The sequence below is a fragment of the Paracidovorax wautersii genome (genome assembly GCF_031453675.1).
Lineage (GTDB): Bacteria > Pseudomonadota > Gammaproteobacteria > Burkholderiales > Burkholderiaceae_C > Paracidovorax.
In genome coordinates, this window is sequence record NZ_JAVIZX010000001.1 from 2072674 (window position 1) to 2093193 (window position 20520).

18 protein-coding genes are annotated in these 20520 nt (G+C 68.8%); 17 read left to right on the forward strand and 1 reads right to left on the reverse strand.

The features are described from left to right. Nucleotides 1-117: 117 nt before the first annotated feature. The 6 genes from QE399_RS09425 to htpX are packed head-to-tail and all read left to right on the forward strand — an operon-like array spanning nt 118 to nt 5881. Nucleotides 118-879, forward strand: a complete 762-nt coding sequence (locus QE399_RS09425; RefSeq protein WP_309828227.1) for a response regulator — start codon at nt 118-120, stop codon at nt 877-879. Next, nucleotides 879-2036, forward strand: a complete 1158-nt coding sequence (locus QE399_RS09430) for a sensor histidine kinase (RefSeq protein WP_309831997.1) — start codon at nt 879-881, stop codon at nt 2034-2036. Before QE399_RS09425 ends, QE399_RS09430 begins: the two co-directional genes overlap by 1 nt. 56 nt (nt 2037-2092) lie before the next feature. Continuing rightward, nucleotides 2093-3175 carry a dihydroorotase gene (pyrC, locus tag QE399_RS09435; protein WP_309828228.1) on the forward strand — a complete coding sequence of 361 codons (1083 nt, stop codon included), beginning with the start codon at nt 2093-2095 and terminating at the stop codon, nt 3173-3175. Between the two features lie 30 nt (nt 3176-3205). After that, nucleotides 3206-4102, forward strand: coding sequence for an NYN domain-containing protein (locus tag QE399_RS09440; protein WP_309828230.1), 897 nt, complete (start codon nt 3206-3208; stop codon nt 4100-4102). Beyond that, the gene (locus tag QE399_RS09445) at nt 4099-4950 is read left to right on the forward strand and encodes a DUF3025 domain-containing protein (RefSeq protein WP_309828231.1); all 852 of its coding nucleotides are present in this window, start codon (nt 4099-4101) and stop codon (nt 4948-4950) included. Before QE399_RS09440 ends, QE399_RS09445 begins: the two co-directional genes overlap by 4 nt. A 52-nt stretch (nt 4951-5002) precedes the next feature. Beyond that, nucleotides 5003-5881 (forward strand): protease HtpX, encoded by an 879-nt coding sequence (gene htpX / locus QE399_RS09450; protein ID WP_309828233.1) that lies wholly within the window; start codon nt 5003-5005, stop codon nt 5879-5881. 136 nt (nt 5882-6017) lie between these two features. On the opposite strand, the gene QE399_RS09455 is transcribed toward htpX, so the two are convergent. Beyond that, nucleotides 6018-6941 (reverse strand): LysR family transcriptional regulator, encoded by a 924-nt coding sequence (locus tag QE399_RS09455; protein ID WP_309828235.1) that lies wholly within the window; start codon nt 6939-6941, stop codon nt 6018-6020. A gap of 127 nt (nt 6942-7068) precedes the next feature. On the opposite strand from QE399_RS09455, the gene QE399_RS09460 reads away from it, so the two are divergent. The 11 genes from QE399_RS09460 (at nt 7069) to QE399_RS09510 (ending at nt 20476) form a co-directional block, all read left to right on the forward strand. Then, on the forward strand, nt 7069-9207 hold the full coding sequence (locus QE399_RS09460) for a 3-hydroxyacyl-CoA dehydrogenase NAD-binding domain-containing protein (RefSeq protein WP_309828236.1): 2139 nt from the start codon (nt 7069-7071) through the stop codon (nt 9205-9207). A 160-nt stretch (nt 9208-9367) separates the two neighbouring features. Next, nucleotides 9368-10546, forward strand: coding sequence for an acetyl-CoA C-acyltransferase (locus tag QE399_RS09465; protein WP_309828238.1), 1179 nt, complete (start codon nt 9368-9370; stop codon nt 10544-10546). 159 nt (nt 10547-10705) lie between these two features. After that, complete coding sequence (locus tag QE399_RS09470) at nt 10706-11902, forward strand: acyl-CoA dehydrogenase family protein (protein ID WP_309828239.1); 1197 nt, start codon at nt 10706-10708, stop codon at nt 11900-11902. A gap of 25 nt (nt 11903-11927) precedes the next feature. Next, the gene (locus QE399_RS09475; protein ID WP_309828241.1) at nt 11928-13064 is read left to right on the forward strand and encodes an acyl-CoA dehydrogenase family protein; all 1137 of its coding nucleotides are present in this window, start codon (nt 11928-11930) and stop codon (nt 13062-13064) included. Nucleotides 13065-13067: 3 nt separating this feature from the next. Beyond that, the gene (locus QE399_RS09480; protein ID WP_309828243.1) at nt 13068-13868 is read left to right on the forward strand and encodes an oxepin-CoA hydrolase, alternative type; all 801 of its coding nucleotides are present in this window, start codon (nt 13068-13070) and stop codon (nt 13866-13868) included. Nucleotides 13869-13900: 32 nt separating this feature from the next. Beyond that, complete coding sequence (locus QE399_RS09485) at nt 13901-15148, forward strand: CaiB/BaiF CoA transferase family protein (protein ID WP_309828245.1); 1248 nt, start codon at nt 13901-13903, stop codon at nt 15146-15148. A gap of 108 nt (nt 15149-15256) precedes the next feature. Next, nucleotides 15257-16261: a Bug family tripartite tricarboxylate transporter substrate binding protein gene (locus QE399_RS09490; protein ID WP_309828247.1), complete on the forward strand. Its 1005-nt coding sequence runs from the start codon at nt 15257-15259 to the stop codon at nt 16259-16261. A 213-nt stretch (nt 16262-16474) separates the two neighbouring features. After that, entirely contained in the window at nt 16475-17488 is a 1014-nt protein-coding gene (locus tag QE399_RS09495) for a Bug family tripartite tricarboxylate transporter substrate binding protein (protein ID WP_309828249.1), read from the forward strand. Between the two features lie 59 nt (nt 17489-17547). Further along, nucleotides 17548-18297 carry an electron transfer flavoprotein subunit beta/FixA family protein gene (locus QE399_RS09500; protein WP_309828250.1) on the forward strand — a complete coding sequence of 250 codons (750 nt, stop codon included), beginning with the start codon at nt 17548-17550 and terminating at the stop codon, nt 18295-18297. A 153-nt stretch (nt 18298-18450) separates the two neighbouring features. Continuing rightward, the gene (locus tag QE399_RS09505) at nt 18451-19383 is read left to right on the forward strand and encodes an electron transfer flavoprotein subunit alpha/FixB family protein (RefSeq protein ID WP_309828252.1); all 933 of its coding nucleotides are present in this window, start codon (nt 18451-18453) and stop codon (nt 19381-19383) included. A 112-nt stretch (nt 19384-19495) separates the two neighbouring features. Continuing rightward, complete coding sequence (locus QE399_RS09510; RefSeq protein WP_309828253.1) at nt 19496-20476, forward strand: Bug family tripartite tricarboxylate transporter substrate binding protein; 981 nt, start codon at nt 19496-19498, stop codon at nt 20474-20476. The last annotated feature ends 44 nt before the right edge of the window (nt 20477-20520 follow it).

Consider the following 20520-nt stretch of genomic DNA (forward strand, 5'->3'; position numbering starts at 1 on the left):
CTTGCGCGACCGTGCATGGAATGTGGAGGGTTCATGGAGATGCCACAGACGTCGCGCAGGCCGTGCGCGGACGGCCCCTGCTATGGATAATCCGCCCACTTGCCGCCGCGCCCGCCCATGACGCCTTCCTCCACGCCACCCTCCCCCGCGCCCCTCATCCTCGTCGTGGAGGACGAGCCGGGCATCGCCAGCATCCTCACCGCCTACCTGGAGCGCGACGGCCTGCGGGCGAGGCAATCGGGGGACGGCCTGGAGGCGCTGGGCCTGTTCCGCCAGTTCCGTCCCGACCTGGTGCTGCTGGACATCCACCTGCCGGGCATGGACGGCCTGGACCTGCTGCGCGCCATCCGCGAGGAAGGGCAGACGCCCGTCATCATGGTCACCGCGGTGGCCGACGACGTGGACAAGCTGCTGGGACTGCGCCTGGGTGCAGACGACTATGTCGTCAAGCCCTTCAGCCCGCCGGAGGTGGTGGCCCGCGTGCGCGCCGTGCTGCGCCGCACGCGCGGGGCCACGGCCGCGCCGGCCCGCGCGGCCCTGCCGATCCGGGTGGGCAGCATCGAGGTCGACCAGGAGGCGCACGCCGCCTTCGTGCACGGCAGCGACGGGCAGGCCACAGCGCTGCCGCTGACGCTCACCGAGTTCCGCCTGCTGGCCTGCCTGGCTGCGCAGCCACGGCGGTGCTTCTCGCGCAGCCACCTCATCGAGCACTGCCTGCCCGAAAGCGATGCGCTCGACCGGGTGATCGACTCCCACCTGTCCAAGCTGCGGCGCAAGCTGCAGCAGGCGGGGCAGGGCGATCTCATCGAGACCGTGCGCGGCATCGGCTACCGGTTCCTGCCGGGCGCCGGTGCCGGGCAGCCGGGTGCTGCGGCGTGATGCAGCCCGGCCCGCTGCTGTCGCGCGTGTGGGTCCGCTTCGGCCTCAGCGTGGCGGCCACGCTGCTGGCCACGATGGCGCTGCTCACCGCGAGCGTCACGATCTTCTCCGAGCTGCAGTACCGCGACTTTTACCGCACGCTGCCTGCCGAGGTGCAGCGCGAGCTGGACGACCTGCGCGACCGCGACCTGGAGGACGGCCCCCGCGCCATGGAGATCTACAGCCAGTACTGGCATGGGGACCTGCTGTTCGGGGAGAAGCTCTCGCTGGTGGTGGGGCTGGTCGTGTGCCTGCCCATCGGGCTGGTGGTGGGGTTCTGGGTGTCGCGCTTGGTGACGCTGCCGCTGGCGTCGATGGCCGAGGTGGCATCGCGCGTGGCCGAGGGCGACTTCTCCCTGCGCGCCCAGCCAGGCCGCTACCACGACGAGATGGCCGTCACCGTGGGGCATTTCAACGAGATGATCGACTCTCTGGAGCGCATGGCGCGCGAGCGCAAGGCCACCGCGGCCTCCATCTCGCACGAGCTGCGCACGCCGCTGGCCGTGCTGCGCGCGCGGCTGCATGCGATCTGCGACGGCGTCATCGAGGCCGATGCCGCGGAGTCCCGCGCACTGCTCGACCAGGTGGAGTACCTTGGCCGGCTGGTGGGCGACCTGCACACCCTGTCCATGGCCGAGGCCGGCCAGCTCTCGCTGGAGGCGCGCCGCGTCGATCTGGCCGAGCTGGTGCGCGACGCCCTCGCCACGCATGCGCAGCGCATTGCCGAGCACGGCATGGTGCTGGAATTCACGCCGCCGGGCGACGGTGCGCAGGCCCCCGTGCTGGTGGACCCGGACCGCGTGCGGCAGATTCTGTTCAACCTCGTCGAGAACGCTCTGAGCCATGCCAGCGGCGGCGCGTGGCTGGGCGTGGCGGTGTCGGCTGCGGCGGACGCCGTCGTGCTGCAGGTGAGCGACGCCGGCCAGGGCCTGCCCGCCCACATGCGGGAGCGGCCGTTCGAGCGCTTCCCCCACCCGGCGGGCCGGCGCGGCGAGGGCTCGGGCCTGGGCCTGTCCATCGTGCAGGCCCTGGCGCAGCGCCAGGGCGGCAGCGTGCAGGTCGAAAGCCGGCCGGAAGGCGGCACCTGCTTCACCGTGCGCTTTCCCCTGGCCGCCTGAAAGCAGCCTGGAGGCCGCCCGCGGGCCCACGGCCCGGCGATGGGACAATACGGCGCATGACCGCAGCCGCCCCATCCTCCTCTTCCGCTTCTTCGTCCGTCGACACGCTCACGATCACCCGGCCCGACGACTGGCACCTGCACGTGCGCGACGGCGAGCCCCTGCGCACCGTGGTGCCGCACACGGCGGCCCAGTGCGGCCGCGCGGTCATCATGCCCAACCTGCGCCCGCCGGTGACCACGGCCGAGCAGGCCCTGGCGTACAAGCAGCGCATCCTGGCCGCCGTGCCAGAAGGCGTGGCCTTCGAGCCGCTGATGACGCTGTACCTGACCGACAACCTGCCGCCCGAGGAAATCACGCGCGCCAAGGACGCCGGTGTGGTCGCCCTCAAGCTCTACCCCGCGGGCGCCACCACCAACAGCGATGCCGGCGTGACCGACCTGCGCAAGACCTACAAGACGCTGGAGGCCATGCAGAAGGCCGGATTGATCCTGCTGGTGCACGGCGAGGTGACCAGCAGCGACATCGACCTGTTCGACCGCGAGGCCGTGTTCATCGACCAGCAGCTCATTCCTCTGCGCCGCGATTTCCCCGAGCTGAAGATCGTCTTCGAACACATCACCACCCAGGACGCTGCGCAGTACGTGCAGCAGGCCGACCGCTTCACGGCCGCCACCATCACCGCGCACCACCTGCTGTACAACCGCAACGCCATCTTCACCGGCGGCGTGCGGCCGCACTACTACTGCCTGCCCGTGCTCAAGCGCGAAACGCACCGCGTGGCCCTGGTCCAGGCCGCCACCAGCGGCAGCGAGAAGTTCTTCCTGGGCACCGACAGCGCGCCCCATCCCGCGCACCTGAAGGAGCACGCCAGCGGCTGCGCTGGCTGCTACACCGCGCATGCGGCCATTGAGATGTATGCCGAGGCCTTCGACAACGCCGGTGCGCTCGACAAGCTGGAAGGTTTCGCCAGCTTCCACGGCCCGGCGTTCTACGGCCTGCCGCGCAACCAAGGCACGATCACCCTGCGCCGCGAATCGTGGACGCCGCCGGACAGCTTCGCCTTCGGCGAGGCCCAGCTCAAGCCGCTGCGTTCGGGCGAGGCGCTGCCCTGGCGCGTGGTGTCCGCCAACGCCTGATTCCCCTTTTTCTTTGAAGGACCGTCGCCCATGCCGTCCGAACGCCAGTTGCGCATTGCGCTGCTCATCGATGCCGACAACGCGCCGGCCGAGAAGATCGACGAGATCCTGACCGAGCTGTCCACCCTGGGCGAGATCAGCATCCGGCGCGCGTACGGCAACTGGACCAAGTCCGGCCTGAACGGCTGGCAGCAGCGGCTTCTGGAGTTCGCCATCCGGCCGATGCAGCAGTTCGACTATTCCAAGCGCAAGAACGCCACCGACATGGCCATGACGGTGGATGCGATGGAGCTGCTGTACACCGAACACCCCGACGCCTTCGGCATCGTCTCGTCGGACGCGGACTTCACGCCCCTGGTCATGCACCTGCGCAGCAAGGGGGCGGCGGTGTATGGCTTTGGCGCGGAGCAGACGCCCAAGCCCTTCGTCAACGCCTGCTCGCGCTTCCTGTACCTGGAGTCGCTGGGCAGCGATGCCGACGGCGTGGCGGTGGAGGGCGCTGCTGCAGCCAGCACGCCGGCCGGCGAACCGGCGCGCCGCGAGGCCGCTGCGCCAGGCCCTGCAGGCAGCGCGCCAGCGGCAGACGCCGACATGGCGCCCGAGAATTTGCCCGCGCCCGGCGTGCCCGCCCGCCCCGCCACGCTGCGGGTGCCCACCGCCCAGCTGCGGCAGGACAGCCGGCTCATGAGCCTGCTGCGCGATGCGGTGCAGGCCTCGGCCGACGAGACGGGCTGGGCGCGCGTGGGCGCCGTGGGCACGCAGATCGGCAACAAGACCTCGTTCGACGCCCGCAACTACGGCTACGGCTCCCTCACCAAGCTGCTGCTGGCCACGCAGGGCTTCGAGATGCGGGACGAAGGCACCTCCAAGGTGTCCGTGCGCGACAAGCGCAGCGCCCGTCCGTCCGGCACGCCCACCCCGCCGTGAGCGGCGCCGGTTTCCAGTCCATCGACTGGTCGCGGCCCTGGTTCGCGGATGCGGTGCCGGGGGCCAGCGCGGCGGCACGGCAGATCGCCGAGGCTGGCACCGCAGTGGCTGATGCCCTCAACCGGCTGGCGGCGGATTCGGTCCCGGAAGAGGAGGCGGTGGTTCCGCGGTTCGTCGCCCCTGAACTGCTGCTCGCCGGCACCGCCTATGAGCCGTTCATCTTCGACACCGGCACCGTGCCCACGCGCGACAACCTGCACGACTTCTTCAACGGGCTGGTCTGGCTGAGCTTTCCGCAGGCCAAGCGGCGGCTGAACCAGTTGCAGGCCGAGGCGATCGCGGCGCACGGCGTGGGGGCGGTGCGGGGGCCGCTGCGCGATGCGATCACGCTGTTCGACGAGAACGGCGCCGTGCTGCTGGCGCCCGCGCCGCTGCACGCGGCGTTGCAGGCGCGCGACTGGCAGCAACTGTTCGTCGGCCTGCGCCCGCTGTGGCAGCAGGCGCGGCTGGTGCTGTTCGGCCACGCGCTGCTGGAAAAGCTGGTGCATCCGCGAAAACCGATCACGGCGCATGTCTATCAAGCGCCGGTAGCTATTGAATCAATAGCAAGCCTGGACGGCTGGCTGGCGCAAGCGCTGGATCCGGCGCATCTGGCGACCAAGCCGTTCAATCCCCTGCCGGTTCTGGGCGTGCCCGGTTGGTGGCCCGAAAACGAGAACTTTTGCTTCTATGATGACTCTTTAGTTTTCCGCCGCGCGCGCCCCGCACAAGCAACCACAACAGGGCCAGCGACGCGCAGCGAGCACGGCTTGAAGGCCTCCGCGCCGCCCCCAATTGACGGGCTGTGACGGGCCTTCCGGCCGCTGCCACACCCCGTATCCCTTCGTGGAGAACCTTTCGATGAAACGAATCGCCCTTTTCCTGTTGACCAACGTCGCCGTCGTGGTGGTGCTGGGCATCGTCGCCAGCCTGCTGGGCGTCAACCGCTTCCTGACCGCCAATGGCCTGAACCTGGGCGCGCTGCTCGGCTTCGCCTTCATCATGGGCTTCGGCGGCGCCATCATCTCGCTGCTGATCAGCAAGCCGGTGGCCAAGTGGAGCTCCGGCGTGCAGATCATCGACGGCACCGGTTCGGCCGACGAGGCCTGGATCGTCGAGACCGTGCGCCGCTTCGCCGACAAGGCCGGCATCGGCATGCCCGAGGTCGGCATCTTCGAAGGCGACCCGAATGCCTTCGCCACCGGCGCCTTCAAGAACAACGCCCTGGTGGCCGTGTCCACCGGCCTGCTGCAGAACATGACGCGCGAAGAGGTCGAGGCCGTGATCGGCCACGAGGTGGCCCACATCGCCAACGGCGACATGGTGACCATGACGCTGATCCAGGGCGTGATGAACACCTTCGTGGTGTTCCTGTCGCGCGTGATCGGCTACGCGGTGGACAGTTTCCTGAACAAGAACAACGAGAACCGCTCGGGCCCCGGCATCGGCTACTACGTGACCACCATCGTGCTCGACATCGTGCTGGGCTTCCTGGCCGCCATCGTCGTCGCCTGGTTCAGCCGCCAGCGCGAGTTCCGCGCCGACGCGGGCGCCGCCCAGCTCATGGGCCGCAAGCAGCCCATGGTGAACGCCCTGGCCCGCCTGGGTGGCCTGCACACGGCCGAACTGCCCAAGAGCATGCAGGCCCTGGGCATCGCCGGCGGCATCGGCAAGCTGTTCAGCACCCACCCTCCGATCGAGGAGCGCATCGCCGCCCTGCAGAACGCGCAGAACGTCTGAGCGGTTCGCGCCGGACCGGTCTCTACTCTCTTGAGAGACCCCCGGCGCCCCCGCCGCACCAGCCCCTGTCCGGCAACGGCAGGGGCTTTTTCGTGGGCGTTCGATTCGCGCGAAAGGTGCGCCGCGGGGCGCGGCGTCAGCGGGGCGCCGTGGGCGCTTCGGCCCGCGGGCCGTCCGCCGGCTGGGCCTTGGCCAGCAGGAAGTCGATGCAGGTGCGTACCGCGCGGGTCTGGTGGCGGTTGGGCAGGTACAGCAGGTACATGTGGGTGCCGAAGATGCTGAGGCGGTACTCGTTCAGCGTGGTCAGCACCTCGCCGCTATCGAGCTTGTCCTGCACGACGTAGTCGGGCACCAGGCCCACGCCCAGCCCGGCCAGGATGCCCTGGCGCAGGAACGGGAAGTGCTCGGAAACCATGGTCGGCTCCAGCATCACCTCGTGCCGCTCCTGGCCCTGGTAGGCCGCCAGCCGCAGTTGCCGGCCGGTCACGCCGGCGGTGATCACGGGGCTGCTGCGCAGCGCGTGCAGGGTGCGCGGCAGACCGTGCCGGTGTGCGTAGTCGAGCGAGGCGCAGGCCAGGTAGCGCACGGTGCCCAGGCTCCGGGCCACGAGCGACAGCGGCGGCTCCTGCACCACGCGGATGGCGATGTCCACCTCATCGCGCAGGTTGTCGGCCCGGTTCTCGAACAGCACGTCCAGCACGATGCCCGGGTAGGTGCGCTTGAACTCGATCAGCCAGTCGCTCACCACGATCTGGCCGTAGCCGCTTGGCACGCTGATCCCCACACGGCCCTGCAGGCCCTGGCCCAGGGTGGTGATGGCCTCGCGCGCGGCCAGCATCTCGTTGTGGATGGTGCGCCCGTGCTGGTACAGCCGCAGGCCGATCTCGGTGGGCTCCACGCGGCGGGTGGTGCGCTGCACCAGCTGCACGCCCGCGTCCTTCTCCAGCTTGGCGAGGTGGTAGCTCACGTTGGCGCGCGTCATCTTGAGCTTGCGCGCCGCCTGGCTCAGGTTGCCGCTGTCGATGATCTCGACCAGCAGCGTCAGCGATTGGGAATCCATGGCTCTCGGTGGCTCGATTGGTTGAAATCATTTGACAGTCTGTCAATGATTCATGGGATTGTTAGAAATCATTGTCGCCGCAAGAATGCCTGTTGGACATTCCACACCCATTAGAGGAGACAAGCGCATGACTCGTGAGGCAGCGGCTTCCGTGGTTTCAACCCGCCTGCAGGGCGACGTGCTGGTGGTCAGCATCCACAACCCGCCGGTCAATGCGCTGGGCGCGGCCGTGCGCCAGGGCCTGCTGGCGGCCGTGGAGCAGGCCGAGGCCGATGCCGCCGTGAAGGCCGTGCTGATCGTGGGCGAGGGCAAGGCCTTCATCGCCGGGGCCGACATCCGCGAGTTCGGCAAGCCTGCCGTGCCGCCGTCGCTGCCCGAGGTGTGCGCGCGCATCGAGTCGTGCGCCAAGCCCGTCGTGGCCGCCATCCACGGCGCCGCGCTGGGCGGGGGGCTGGAAGTGGCCCTGTCGGCCCACTACCGCCTGGCCTTGCCGGCGGCCCAGCTGGGCCTGCCCGAGGTGAACCTCGGCCTGCTGCCCGGTGCGGGCGGCACGCAGCGCGCCCCGCGCCTGATGGGCGTGAAGCCCGCCGCCGAACTGATGCTGAGCGGCAAGCCCCTGTCGGCCCAGGCCGCGCTGGCGGCCGGTCTGGTGGACCGGCTGGAGGAGGGCGCGGATGCCACCGCCGCAGGCCTGGCCTATGCCAACGCCTTGATCGCCCAGAACGTCCCGGTCCGCCGCACGCGCGACCTGGCCGTGGCCGACCGGGCCGCCGCGCTGGCCGATCTGGACGCCCTGGCGGCCGACACGGCGAAGAAGAGCCGCGGCCTGTTCTCGCCGATGAAGATCGTCGAATGCGTGCGCGCGGCCGTCGAGCTGCCCTTCGACGAAGGCATGGCAAAAGAGCGCGCGCTGTTCGTGGAATGCCTGAACAGCCCGCAGCGCGCCGGCCTGATCCACGCCTTCTTCGCCGAGCGCGAGACCGCCAAGATTCCCGAGGCCAAGGCCGCAGCGCCCCGGCCTTTCCACCAGATCGCGGTCATCGGCGGCGGCACCATGGGCGCCGGCATCACCGTGTCCGCGCTGGATGCGGGCCTGACGGTGACCATGATCGAGCGCGATGCCGACTCCATCGCCCGGGGCCAGGCCAACGTGGAGAAGGTCTACGACGGCCTGATCGCCAAGGGCCGCATGACGGCGGAGGGCAAGGCCGCCATCCTGGCGCGCTACACGCCCTCGACGCGCTACGACGACATCGCCGGCGTGGACCTGGTGATCGAAGCCGTGTTCGAGGACATCGAGGTGAAGAAAGCGGTGTTCCGGGAACTGGACCGCGTCTGCAAGCCCGGCGCCGTGCTGGCCACCAACACCTCGTACCTGGACATCGACGCCATCGCCGCCTCCACGCAGCGTCCGCAGGACGTGATCGGCCTGCACTTCTTCAGCCCGGCCAACATCATGAAGCTGCTGGAGATCGTGGTGCCCGCCCAGGTGGCGCCGGACGTGGTGACCACGGCCTTCGCGCTGGCCAAGCGCATGAAGAAGATTCCGGTGCGCGCCGGCGTGTGCGACGGCTTCATCGGCAACCGCATCCTGGCCGTGTACAAGCAGGCGGCCGACTACCTGATGGAAGACGGCGCATCGCCCTATGAGATCGACGCCGCGCTGCGCGGCTTCGGCTACCCCATGGGCCCGTTCCAGGTGACCGACCTGGCGGGCGGCGACATCGGCTGGGCCACGCGCAAGCGCCGCGCCGCAGCGGCGGTGGAATCGGGCGCCCCGAAGGCGCGCTACGTGGAGATCGCCGACCGCATCTGCGAGCGCGGCTGGTTCGGCCAGAAGACGGGGCGCGGCTTCTACCTGTACCCCGAGGGCGCCCGCACGGGCCAGCCCGACCCCGAGGTGCTGGCCATCGTCGACGCGGAGCGCGCCAAGAAAGGCATCACGCCGCGCAGCTTCACGCCGGAGGAGATCGTGCGCCGCTACATGGCGGCCATGGTCAACGAAGGCGCCAAGGTGGTGGCCGAGGGCATCGCCCTGCGGCCTTTGGACGTGGACGTGACCTTCCTCTCGGGCTACGGCTTTCCGCGCTATCGCGGCGGGCCGATGAAGTACGCCGACACGGTGGGGCTGGACACCATCCTGGCCGACATCCGCGCGTTCGCGAAGGAAGACCCGCTGTTCTGGCAACCCGCGCCGCTGCTGGAGCAGCTGGTGGCCGAAGGCCGGAATTTCGACAGCCTGAACCAGGCCGCAGCGAAGTCCTGAGCGGCCGCGCTGCGGCGCCAACGATCAAAAAAGAGAGCTGCCTGCGCTTGAAGAACGGGCGATTCAGATGCTTTTGGTGCTGAATCGCTTGCGGAATAAGCGCAGACAGCTCCTCAAAAAATAGCTAACCCTGCAGAAGAACAGACAAGAGACAACACCCATGCGCGAAGCCGTCATCGTTTCCACCGCCCGCACGCCGCTGGCCAAGTCCCACCGCGGCGAATTCAACGCCACGCCCGCGCCCCAGCTGGCCGCCTATTCGGTCAAGGCCGCCGTCGAACGCGCCGGCATCGACCCGGCGCTGATCGAGGACCTGATCCTCGGCTGCGGCAACCCCGAAGGCATGCAGGGCAAGAACCTGGGTCGCCAGACGGTGCTGCGGGCCGAGCTGCCGCTGTCCATCGCCGGCACCACGGTCACGCGCTTTTGCGCCTCGGGCCTGCAGTCCATCGCCATCGCGGCCGGGCGCATCGTGGCCGAGGGCGTGGACGCCATGATCGCGGGCGGCGTGGAGAGCATCTCGGGCGCGCGCGCCCTGGGCACGCCGGCCGACCTGGACCCGTGGCTGGTCGAGCGCAAGCCCGAGCTGTTCATGGCCATGATCGACACGGCCGACGTGGTGGCCCGGCGCTACGGCATCACGCGCGAAGACCAGGACGCCTTCTCGCTGCAGAGCCAGCAGCGCACGGCCGCCGCGCAGCAGCAGGGCGTGTTCGCCGAAGAGATCATCGCCTGCGCCGCGCGCATGACCGAGAAGAACAAGGACACCGGCGAGGTCACCTGGCGCGACGTGGTCGCCACGCAGGACAACTGCAACCGCCCCGGCACCACGCTGGAAGGGCTGGCCAAGTTGGAACCGGTGAAGGGCCCGGGCCACTTCGTCACCGCGGGCAATGCCTCGCAGCTGTCGGACGGCTCCAGCGCCTGCGTGCTGATGGAAGCCCGGCAGGCCGAGCGGCTGGGCCTGCAGCCGCTCGGCGCCTTCCGCGGCATGGCCGTGGCGGGCTGCGAGCCCGACGAGATGGGCATCGGCCCGGTGTTCGCCGTGCCCAAGCTGCTGCAGCGCCACGGCCTGACGGTGGACGACATCGACCTGTGGGAACTGAACGAGGCCTTCGCCTCCCAGGCGCTCTACTGCCAGCGCCAGCTGGGCATTCCGATGGAGCGGCTGAACGTGAACGGCGGCGCCATCTCCATCGGCCACCCCTTCGGCATGACGGGCGCGCGCCTGGCCGGCCACATCCTGCTGGAGGGCCGGCGCCGCAAGGCCAAGTACGGCGTGGTGACCATGTGCATCGCCGGCGGCATGGGCGCTGCCGGCCTGTTTGAGATTTATTGAGACACCCCCTGAGCGGCTGGCGCCGCTTCCCCCTCTCCTGCGGGAGGGGGACGACGCCCTCGCTGCGGGGCGGCCCTTGCTCGGCGTCTCTCGCATGGAGCGCGCCGGTGCACAGGCCCCCTCAGGTGCACAACGCTACGGACGATGAGGAAACAAGCAATGGATCTGCAATTCACCCCCCAGGAAGAGGCCTTCCGAACCGAAGTCCAGACCTTCCTGAAGGACCACCTGCCCGCGCGCATCGCCAGCAAGGTGAAGGCCGGGCAGCGCCTCACCAAGGCCGACCAGGAGGAGTGGCACGCCATCCTCAACGCGCGCGGCTGGCTGGCCAACCACTGGCCCGAGGCCTACGGCGGCCCGGGCTGGGGCGCGGTCGAGAAGTTCATCTTCGACACCGAATGCGCGCTGGCCGGCGGCCCGCGCATCGTGCCCTTCGGCGTGAACATGCTGGGCCCGGTGCTGATCAAGTACGGCAACGAGCAGCAGAAGGCTTACTGGCTGCCGCGCATCCTGAGCGGCGAGGACTGGTGGTGCCAGGGCTATTCCGAGCCGGGCGCGGGCTCGGACCTGGCGTCGGTCAAGACCACGGCGGTGCGGGACGGCGACCATTACGTGGTCAACGGCCAGAAGACCTGGACTACGCAAGGCCAGCACGCCAACATGATCTTCTGCCTCGTGCGCACCCAGCGCGAGGCCAAGGCCCAGGCGGGCATCAGCTTTTTGCTGGTGGACATGAACAGCCCGGGCGTGGAGCTGCGGCCCATCCGGACGCTGGACGGCGACCGCGAGGTCAACGAAGTGTTCTTCACCGACGTGCGCGTGCCGGTCGAGAACTTGGTGGGCGAGGAGAACAAGGGCTGGACCTATGCCAAGTACCTGCTGACCTACGAGCGCACCGGGATCGCCGGCGTGGGCTTCTGCATCGCGGCGCTGGCCAAGCTCAAGGTCATTGCCGACAAGGTGTACAAGAACGGCAAGCCGATCGCGCAGGACCCGCTGTTCGGGGCGCGCCTGGCGCGCGTGGAGATCGACCTGGAGAACATGAAGACCACCAACCTGCGCGTGATCGCCGCCGTGGCCGGTGGCGGCGTGCCGGGTGCGGAAAGCTCCATGCTCAAGATCCGCGGCACCGAGATCCGCCAGGAGATCCTTTCGCTGATTCGCCGCGCCATGGGCGTGCATGCCGCACCGTTCATCGAAGAGGCCCAGTACGAAGGCTATTCCGATGCGCCCGTGGGCCCGGCGGAAGCCGCTACGGCCGCGGCCAACTACTTCAACTACCGCAAGCTGTCGATCTTCGGTGGCTCCAACGAAATTCAAAAGAACATCATCTCCAAGATGATTCTCGGCCTGTGACCCGGCAACGGAAGGAATCAAGACCATGAACTTCGTACACACCGAAGACCGCCGCATGCTGGCGGACACCTTGAACCGCTTCGTGGCCGAGCAATACGGCATCGAGCACCGCAACCAGATCGCCTATGGCGACGAGGGCCACAGCCCGGCGCTGTATGCCCAATTCGCCGAGCTGGGCGCCATCGGCGCGCTGTTCCCCGAGGCCGTCGGCGGCTTCGGCGGCTCGGGCTTCGACATCAGCGTGGTGTTCGAGGCCCTGGGCCGCGGCCTGGTGGCCGAGCCGCTGCTGGGCGCCCTGGTGGTGGGCCAGGCGCTGATCGCCGCGGGCAACGATGCGCAGAAGCAGCGGCTGGAAGACATCATGGCCGGCGGCACCCTCGCCGCCCTGGCGCACGACGAGCCCGGCAGCCATTACGAGCTGGCCAACGTGGCCGCTACGGCCACGAAGAACGCCTCGGGCTGGACGCTGAACGGCGCCAAGTCGGTGGTGGCCTTCGGCGAGAAGGCCGACCTGCTGCTGGTGTCGGCCCGCACGTCCGGCAACGCTTTCGATACGGATGGCATCAGCCTGTTCCTGGTGGACGGCCAGGCCGCCGGCATCGCCCGCCGGGGCTACGGCCGCATCGACGGTGGCCGCGCGGCCGAGCTGTCGTTCACCGACGTGCAGGTGGGCGCCGACGCGCTGCTGGGCCAGGAAGGGCAGGGCCACGGGGTGCTGGAGCACATCCAGGGCTATGCGCTGCTGGCGCTGGCGGCGGAGGCGCTGGGCGCCATGGACGTCGCCAAGCAGAGCACGCTGGAATACCTGCAGACGCGCAAGCAGTTCGGCGTGGTGATCGGCACCTTCCAGGCGCTGCAGCACCGCATGGCCGACCTGCTGCTGGAGGTGGAGCAGATGCGTTCGGCCGTCATCAACGCGGCCGATGCGATCGACAACGCGCAAGGCGTGGCACGCCAGAAGGCGCTGTCGGCGGCCAAGTACACGGCCGGCTACGTGGGCGCGCTGGTGGCTGAGGAAAGCATCCAGCTGCATGGCGGCATCGGCATGACCTGGGAGCTGCCGCTGTCGCACTACGCCAAGCGCCTGGTGCTGATCGACCACCAGTTCGGCGACGAAGACCACCACCTGGGCCGCTTCATGGCCCTGGCGCAGGAGAGCTGAGCCATGCACGCGCCGCTCCTCGTTCGCCGCGAAGCTGCCGTGCTGGTGCTGAGCAACAACGATCCGGCCACGCGCAATGCGCTGTCGCCGGAGTTCTACGCCGCCCTGACCCAGGCCCTGGTCGAGGCCGCGTCGGACCCCACCGTGGGCGCCATCGTGCTCACGGGCGAGGGCGGGCACTTCTGCTCGGGTGGCAACCTGAACCAGCTCGCCAAGCGGCGCGAGCTGCCCGTCGAGGAGCGCCGCGCCAAGCTGGAAGGCCTGCACGATCTGGTGCGGGCGGTGCGTGACTGCCCCAAGCCCGTCATCGCCGCCGTCGAAGGCGCGGCGGCCGGGGCGGGCCTCTCGCTGGCGCTGGCCTGCGACATGCTCGTCGCCGCCAAGAACGCGGTGTTCTCCGTGGCCTATGTGAAAGTGGGCCTCACGCCCGACGGCGGGGCCACGGCCTTCCTGGCGGAGTTCGTCTCGCGCCAGGTACTGACCGAGCTGTGCCTGACCGGCGAGCGCCTGAGTGGCGAGCGCCTGGCCCAGCTGGGCCCGGTCAACCGCCTGGCCGAGCCGGGCGAAGCCCTGGCCCAGGCCCTGGTGCTGGCCCGGCAGATCGCGGCCGGCCCCGACCAGGCCATGGCGCGCATCAAGCACCTGTGCCGCCAGGCGCCGCACCACACGCTGGAAGAGCAGCTGGACATGGAAGCCCAGTACATGGTGCTGTCGCAGGAGACCGCAGAGTCCCGCGAAGGCATCGGCGCTTTCCTGGACAAGCGCGCGCCCGACTACGCCCCGCTGCGGCGCGCCCCGGACTGAGCCGCCGTCGCAAAAAAAAGGAGACAAGGAACATGAGCCCAACCCAAGCAACCGACGACATCGACTTTCCGCTGGAAGGCGTGCGCGTCCTCGACCTTTCGCGGGTCTTTGCCGGGCCGCTGTGCGGCCAGGTGCTGGCCGACTTCGGCGCCGAGGTCATCAAGGTGGAGCACCCGGGCCGCGGCGACGACACGCGCGACTGGGGCATGCGCATCGGCAAGACCGAGACCACCTACTACAACAGCATGAACCGCAACAAGCGGTCCATCACGCTGGACCTGCAAAGCCCCGAGGGCGTGCAGATCATCCATGACCTGCTGCCGCAGTTTGACGTGGTGCTGCACAACTTCAAGACCGGCGGGGCCGAGAAGCTGGGCCTGGGCTACGAGCAGCTCAAGGCCATCAAGCCCGACCTGGTCTACTGCGCCGTGGCGGGCTACGACACCAGCGGCCCCGAGGCCAAGCGCCCCGGCTACGACCTGGTGATCCAGGGCGAGGCGGGCCTGATGGCATTGAACGGCGAGGCGAGCCAGCCGCCGCTGAAGTTCGGCGTGGCCGTGGTGGACCTGGTGACCGGCATGTATGCGGCGCAGGCCGTGCTGGCGGCACTGTTCCGCCGCACCCGGACGGGCAAGGGCCGGCTCATCGAGATGGCGCTGTACGACTGCGGCCTGATGGTGACCGGCTACTACGGGCTGGACGCCATGCAGCTCGGCCACGACCCGGAGCGCTATGGCAACGCCCATCCGTCCATCGTGCCCTACGGCATGTACGACGCGGCCGATGGCCCGCTGATCATCGCCGTGGGCAACAACGCGCAGTTCGACAAGTTCTGCCGCCAGGTCATTCACCGCCCTGACATCGTCGAAGACCCGCGCTTCGCCACCAACGTCAACCGGGCCAGGAACCGGCTGGAGCTGGGGCCCATGCTCAAGGACCTCGTCCGCACCTTCCCCCGCGACGTGCTGCTGGAGCGTCTGACGGCGGCCGGCATTCCCTGCGGCCGCGTGGCCGGTCTGCACGAGGCCCTGACCAGCGAGCGCACGCGCCGCGGCGGCCTGCTGCAGGACATGCCGCACCCCGTGACCGGCACCACGCCGGTGTTCGCCCCCCCTTACCGCCTGGATGGCCAGCGCCTGCCGATCCGCAATGCGCCGCCCACGCTGGGCGAGGGCACTCGTGAGGTGCTGCACCGGCTGCTGTCCCTGAGCGACGAGCAGCTGCAGCAGCTGCAGCAGCGCGGTGTGCTGACGCTGCCGGAGGAGCCGGCGCCGAACTGAGCTTTCACCCGCAGGCCCTTTTGCGTACACACCGCACCAGACGGTGCAACGGGGCCTTTCTTCATCCCTTGACGACAAGCGATCGCAAAGATCACAGGAGACAACGCTATGGGAACGAACTTCAACCGCCGTGACGTCCTGCAGGGCCTGGCCGCTCTGGGTGGCAGCAGTCTGGTCGGCCAGGCCGCCGCGCAGCCCGCCAAGGAGGCCTGGCCGAACAAGCCGATCCGGATCATCGTGCCGTTCAACCCGGGCGGTGCGACGGATATCCTCGCCCGCACCGTGGGCGATGCGCTGTCGCGGCGCGTCGGCCAGCCGGTGGTGGTGGACAACCGGGGCGGGGCGGGCGGCATCCTGGGTACCGACGCCGTGGCCAAGGCCGCGCCGGACGGCTACACGCTGCTGGTGTCGCTCAGCACCTCGATGCTGATCAACCAGTTCCTGTACACCAAGCTGCCCTACAACCCGCAGAAGGACATCACGCCCATCACGCAGATCGCGGCGGCACCGGTCACGCTGGTGGTGCACCCGTCGGTGCCGGCCAGCAACATGAAGGAGCTGTTGGCGTACGTGAAGGCCCACAAGGCCAAGCTGTCGTACGGGTCCTGGGGAGTCGGGTCGTATGCCCACCTGGCAGGCGCCTACATGAGCAAGACGCTGGACGCCGACATGACCCATGTGGCCTACAAGGGCGAGGCGCCCATGATCCAGGACCTGATCGGCGGGCAACTGCAGCTGTGTTTCTCCAGCGCGCTGAACACCAAGCCCTTCATCGAAGCCGGCCGGCTCAAGGCCATCGGCGTGACGGGCAAGCAGCGCATGGACATCCTGCCCCAGCTGCCTTCTATCTACGAGCAGGGCGTTCAAGACGATGCCTACGCCATCTTCGGCTGGGTGGCCATGGGCGCGCCCGCCGGTATGCCCAAGGAGCTGGTGGATGCGCTCTACGGCCATCTGCGCGAGATCGCCAAGGACCCGAAGGTGCTGGAGCGCACCGTGGGCGCCGGCTTCATGCCCCTGATGAACAGCCCCGACGCCTTCCGCGAGAACTACCAGCGCGACATGCCCGTCTGGAAAGCCCTGGTCGACGCGGCTGACGCCAAACTGGATTGAACCCCCTGAGTCGCTTCGCGCCTTCCCCCTTGAAGGGGGACGACAGCCTCGCTGCGGGGCGGCCCTTGCTCGCTGTCCCTGGCTTTGGGCCGCGCCGGTTGCATGGGCTGCGGGTGGCGCGCAGGGCCATGGATAGCTATTTACCCGGCCCGCGGTAGCGGGCCACCACCGACGACCCAGAGCACGCTCTGGGCAGCTTTGATAGGAGACTTCATGCACATGCGCAATCCCGCATCCCCGGCCCGCACCACGCGGCGTAACGTTCTGGCCCTGGCCGCAGCGCCGCTGCTGGCTGGCATGGCCGGCGGCGCCCTGGCCGAGACCGGCTGGCCCAGCAAGATGCTGCGGCTGGTGGTGCCGTTCCCCGCGGGCGGCCCGACGGACACGGCATCGCGCATCGTCGGCCAGAAGCTGGGCGACCGCCTGAAGCAGCCCGTGGTGGTGGACAACCGCCCGGGCGCCTCGGGCTCCATCGCCGCATCGCAGGTGGCCAAGGCCGACCCGGACGGCTACACCTTCATGATGCTGGCCACCCCCACCTTGCTGGCTCCGCATCTGTACAAGAAGCTGGGCTACGACACGGTGAAGGATTTCGCGCCCGTCGCCACCGTGTACGACCTGCCCATCGTGGTGGTGGTCAACCCTGCGCTGCTGCCCGACGTGACCGATCTGCGCAAGCTCATCGCCCACGCCAAGGCCGAGAAGACGCCCCTCAACTACACCAGCTCGGGCGCCGGCAGCTTCGGCCACTTGAGCATGGAGCTGCTCAAGCAGATGGGCGGCTTCGACATGCAGCATGTGCCCTACAAGGGCGGTGTGCCGGCCATCACCGACACCATCGGCGGGCAGGTGCCCGTCATGTACGCCGATCTGGTTGCCGCGCTGCCGCACATCAAGGCGGGCAAGCTGCGGGCCATCGCCGTCGGGTCGCCGCAGCGGGTGGTCATGCTGCCCGATGTGCCCACCATTGCGGAGCAGGGTTTCAAGGGCTACGACGCCGTGTCGTGGGGCGGGCTGCTCGCGCCGGCGGGCACGCCCAAGGCCGTGGTGGACCGCGTGGCGAACGAGGTCCGTCAGATCCTGGCCGAGAAGGAAACGCAGGACAAGCTGCTGAACGCGGGCGCCATTGCGCGCTTCGAAGACCCCGCCCAGATGGGCAAGCACGTGCAGCAGGACTACGCCAAGTGGGGCCAGCTGATCCGCGACAAGGGCATCGCCTCGGATTGAGCAGCCGCGCCAATCCCTTTCAACCACTCATCAACTACTCCCAGCAGGAAAGAGCCTTTATGAAAATTTTGGTCCCGGTCAAACGCGTGGTGGACTACAACGTGAAGGTCCGTGTGAAGTCGGACAACACGGGGGTGGACATCGCCAACGTGAAGATGAGCATGAACCCGTTCGACGAGATCGCCGTCGAGGAAGCCGTGCGCCTGAAGGAAAAGGGCGTGGTCACCGAAGTCATCGCCGTCTCCTGCGGGGTCACGCAATGCCAGGAAACGCTGCGCACCGCCATGGCCATCGGCGCGGACCGCGCCATCCTGGTGGAGACCACCGAAGAGCTGCAGCCCCTGGCCGTGGCCAAGCTGCTCAAAGCCCTGGTGGACAAGGAACAGCCCTGCCTGGTCATCCTGGGCAAGCAGGCCATCGACGACGACAGTAACCAGACCGGCCAGATGCTGGCGGCCCTGGCCGAGCTGCCCCAGGCCACCTTCGCCTCCAAGGTCGAAGTGGCCGGTGACAAGGTGAGCGTCACCCGCGAAGTGGACGGCGGCCTGGAGACCCTGCAGCTGAGCCTGCCGGCCGTGGTGACCACCGACCTGCGCCTGAACGAGCCGCGCTACGTCACCCTGCCCAACATCATGAAGGCCAAGAAGAAGCAGCTGGACACCGTCAAACCCGAAGACCTGGGCGTCGATGTCAAGCCGCGCCTGAAGACCCTGAAGGTGACCGAGCCTGCCAAGCGCGGCGCCGGCGTCAAGGTGGCCGACGTGGCCGCCCTGGTCGACAAGCTGAAGAACGAAGCCAAAGTAATTTGACCCCCCCTGAGCCGCTTCGCGTCATCCCCCCCGGGGGACGACACCCTCGGTGCGGGGCGGCCCTTCCTCGGTGTCCCTCGCTCCGGCCGCGCCAGAACTGCAAGCCGCGGGCGATATGGGCACACCTAAGAAATCAAGAGAAAGACGACTGACATGACCTCTCTCGTTATTGCAGAACACGACAACGCCAGCATCAAGCCCGCCACCCTGAACACCGTCACCGCCGCCATCGCCTGCGGCGGCGACGTGCACGTGCTGGTGGCCGGCAGCGGTGCCGACGCCGCCGCCCAGGCCGCCGCCCAGATCGCCGGCGTGGCCAAAGTCATCCTGGCCGACGGCGCCAGCCTGAAAGACGGCCTGGCCGAGAACGTCGCCGCCCAGGTGCTCGCCATCGCCGGCAACTACAGCCACATCCTGTTCCCCGCCACCGCCGGCGGCAAGAACGTGGCCCCCCGCGTGGCCGCCAAGCTGGACGTCGCCCAGATCAGCGACATCACCAAGGTGGACAGCCCCGACACCTTCGAGCGCCCCATTTACGCCGGCAACGCCATCGCCACCGTGCAAAGCGCTGATGCCACCAAAGTGATCACCGTGCGCACCACCGGCTTCGACGCCGCAGCCGCCACCGGTGGCTCCGCCTCCGTTGAAAAGGCCGACGCCGCCGCCGACTCCGGCAAGAGCAGCTTCGTGGGCCGCGAAGTCACCAAGAGCGACCGCCCCGAGCTGACCGCCGCCAAGATCATCGTCTCCGGTGGCCGGGCGCTGGGCAGCAGCGAGAAGTTCAAGGAAGTGATCACGCCGCTGGCCGACAAGCTGGGCGCGGCCATCGGCGCCAGCCGCGCGGCGGTGGATGCGGGCTACGCCCCCAACGACCTGCAGGTGGGGCAGACGGGCAAGATCGTGGCGCCGCAGCTGTACATCGCAGCGGGCATCTCGGGCGCCATCCAGCACTTGGCGGGCATGAAGGACTCCAAGGTGATCGTGGCGATCAACAAGGACCCGGAGGCGCCGATCTTCAGCGTGGCCGACTACGGGCTGGAGGCCGATCTCTTCACCGCCGTGCCGGAGTTGGCCGGGCGCCTCTGACCTCTCTTGAACGACAGGCCCGGGCGAGACGCGCGGGCCTGTCCACCCGGGCCAGAGCGGCACGCCAAGCACGTGCGCCGGCCCTCTTCCTTTCCCTTCGGAGACACAACGCATGTCCATGCTTCGCAACCGCCGCAGCCTGCTGGCGGTGACCCTCGCCAGCCTGGCGGGCGCCTGCTTCACCGCCCCCGCAGCGGCCAGCGACTTTCCTTCCAAACCGATCACGCTGCTGGTGCCGTTCCCGGCCGGCGGCTCGACCGACCGCCACATGCGCACGCTGGCCGATCTGGCCAGCAAACAGCTCGGCCAGCCCATCATCGTGGAGAACAAGCCCGGCGCCGGCGGCACCCTGGGCCCCGGCATCATGGCGCGCACGGCGCGGCCCGACGGCTACACGATCACGCAGTTCCCCATGTCCATGCTGCGCATGGCACACATGCAGAAAACGGCGTGGAACCCGCTCACCGACTTCACCTACATCATCGGCGTCTCGGGCTACACCTTCGGCTTCACGGTGCGCTCCGACTCGCCCTACAAGAGCTTCAACGAGTACATCACCGCGGCGCGCAAGAACCCCGGCAAGGTCGAGTACGGCTCGACCGGAATCGGCTCCTCCCCGCACCTGCTGATGGAGGAGCTGGCCGGCAACGCCAAGGTCACCCTCAACCACGTGCCGTTCAAAGGCAATGCCGATCTGCAGCAGGCCCTGCTGGGCGGCCATGTGGGAGCGCAGAGCGATGCCTCGGGCTGGGACACCTATGTGGACGGTGGCCAGATGCGCCTGCTGATGACCTTCGGCGAGAAGCGCACCCAGCGCTGGCCGGACGTGCCCACGGCCAAGGAGCTGGGCTACGGCGTGGTGTCCACCTCGCCCTACGGTCTGGTGGGCCCCAAGGGCATGGACCCGGCCATCGTCGCCAAGCTGCACGACGCGTTCAAGAAGGCCATGGACGACCCGCGCCATGCCGAGGTGCTCAAGCAGCTCAACCAGGATGCCTGGTACCGCTCGGGACCGGACTACCTGCAGTGGGCCAAGGAGGCCTATGCCAAGGACAAGGTGCTCATCGACCGTCTGGGCCTGAGCGCACAGTGAGCCGCCTGCGGCCCTTTTTTGACACCACCTCCCGGGAGCGCTCT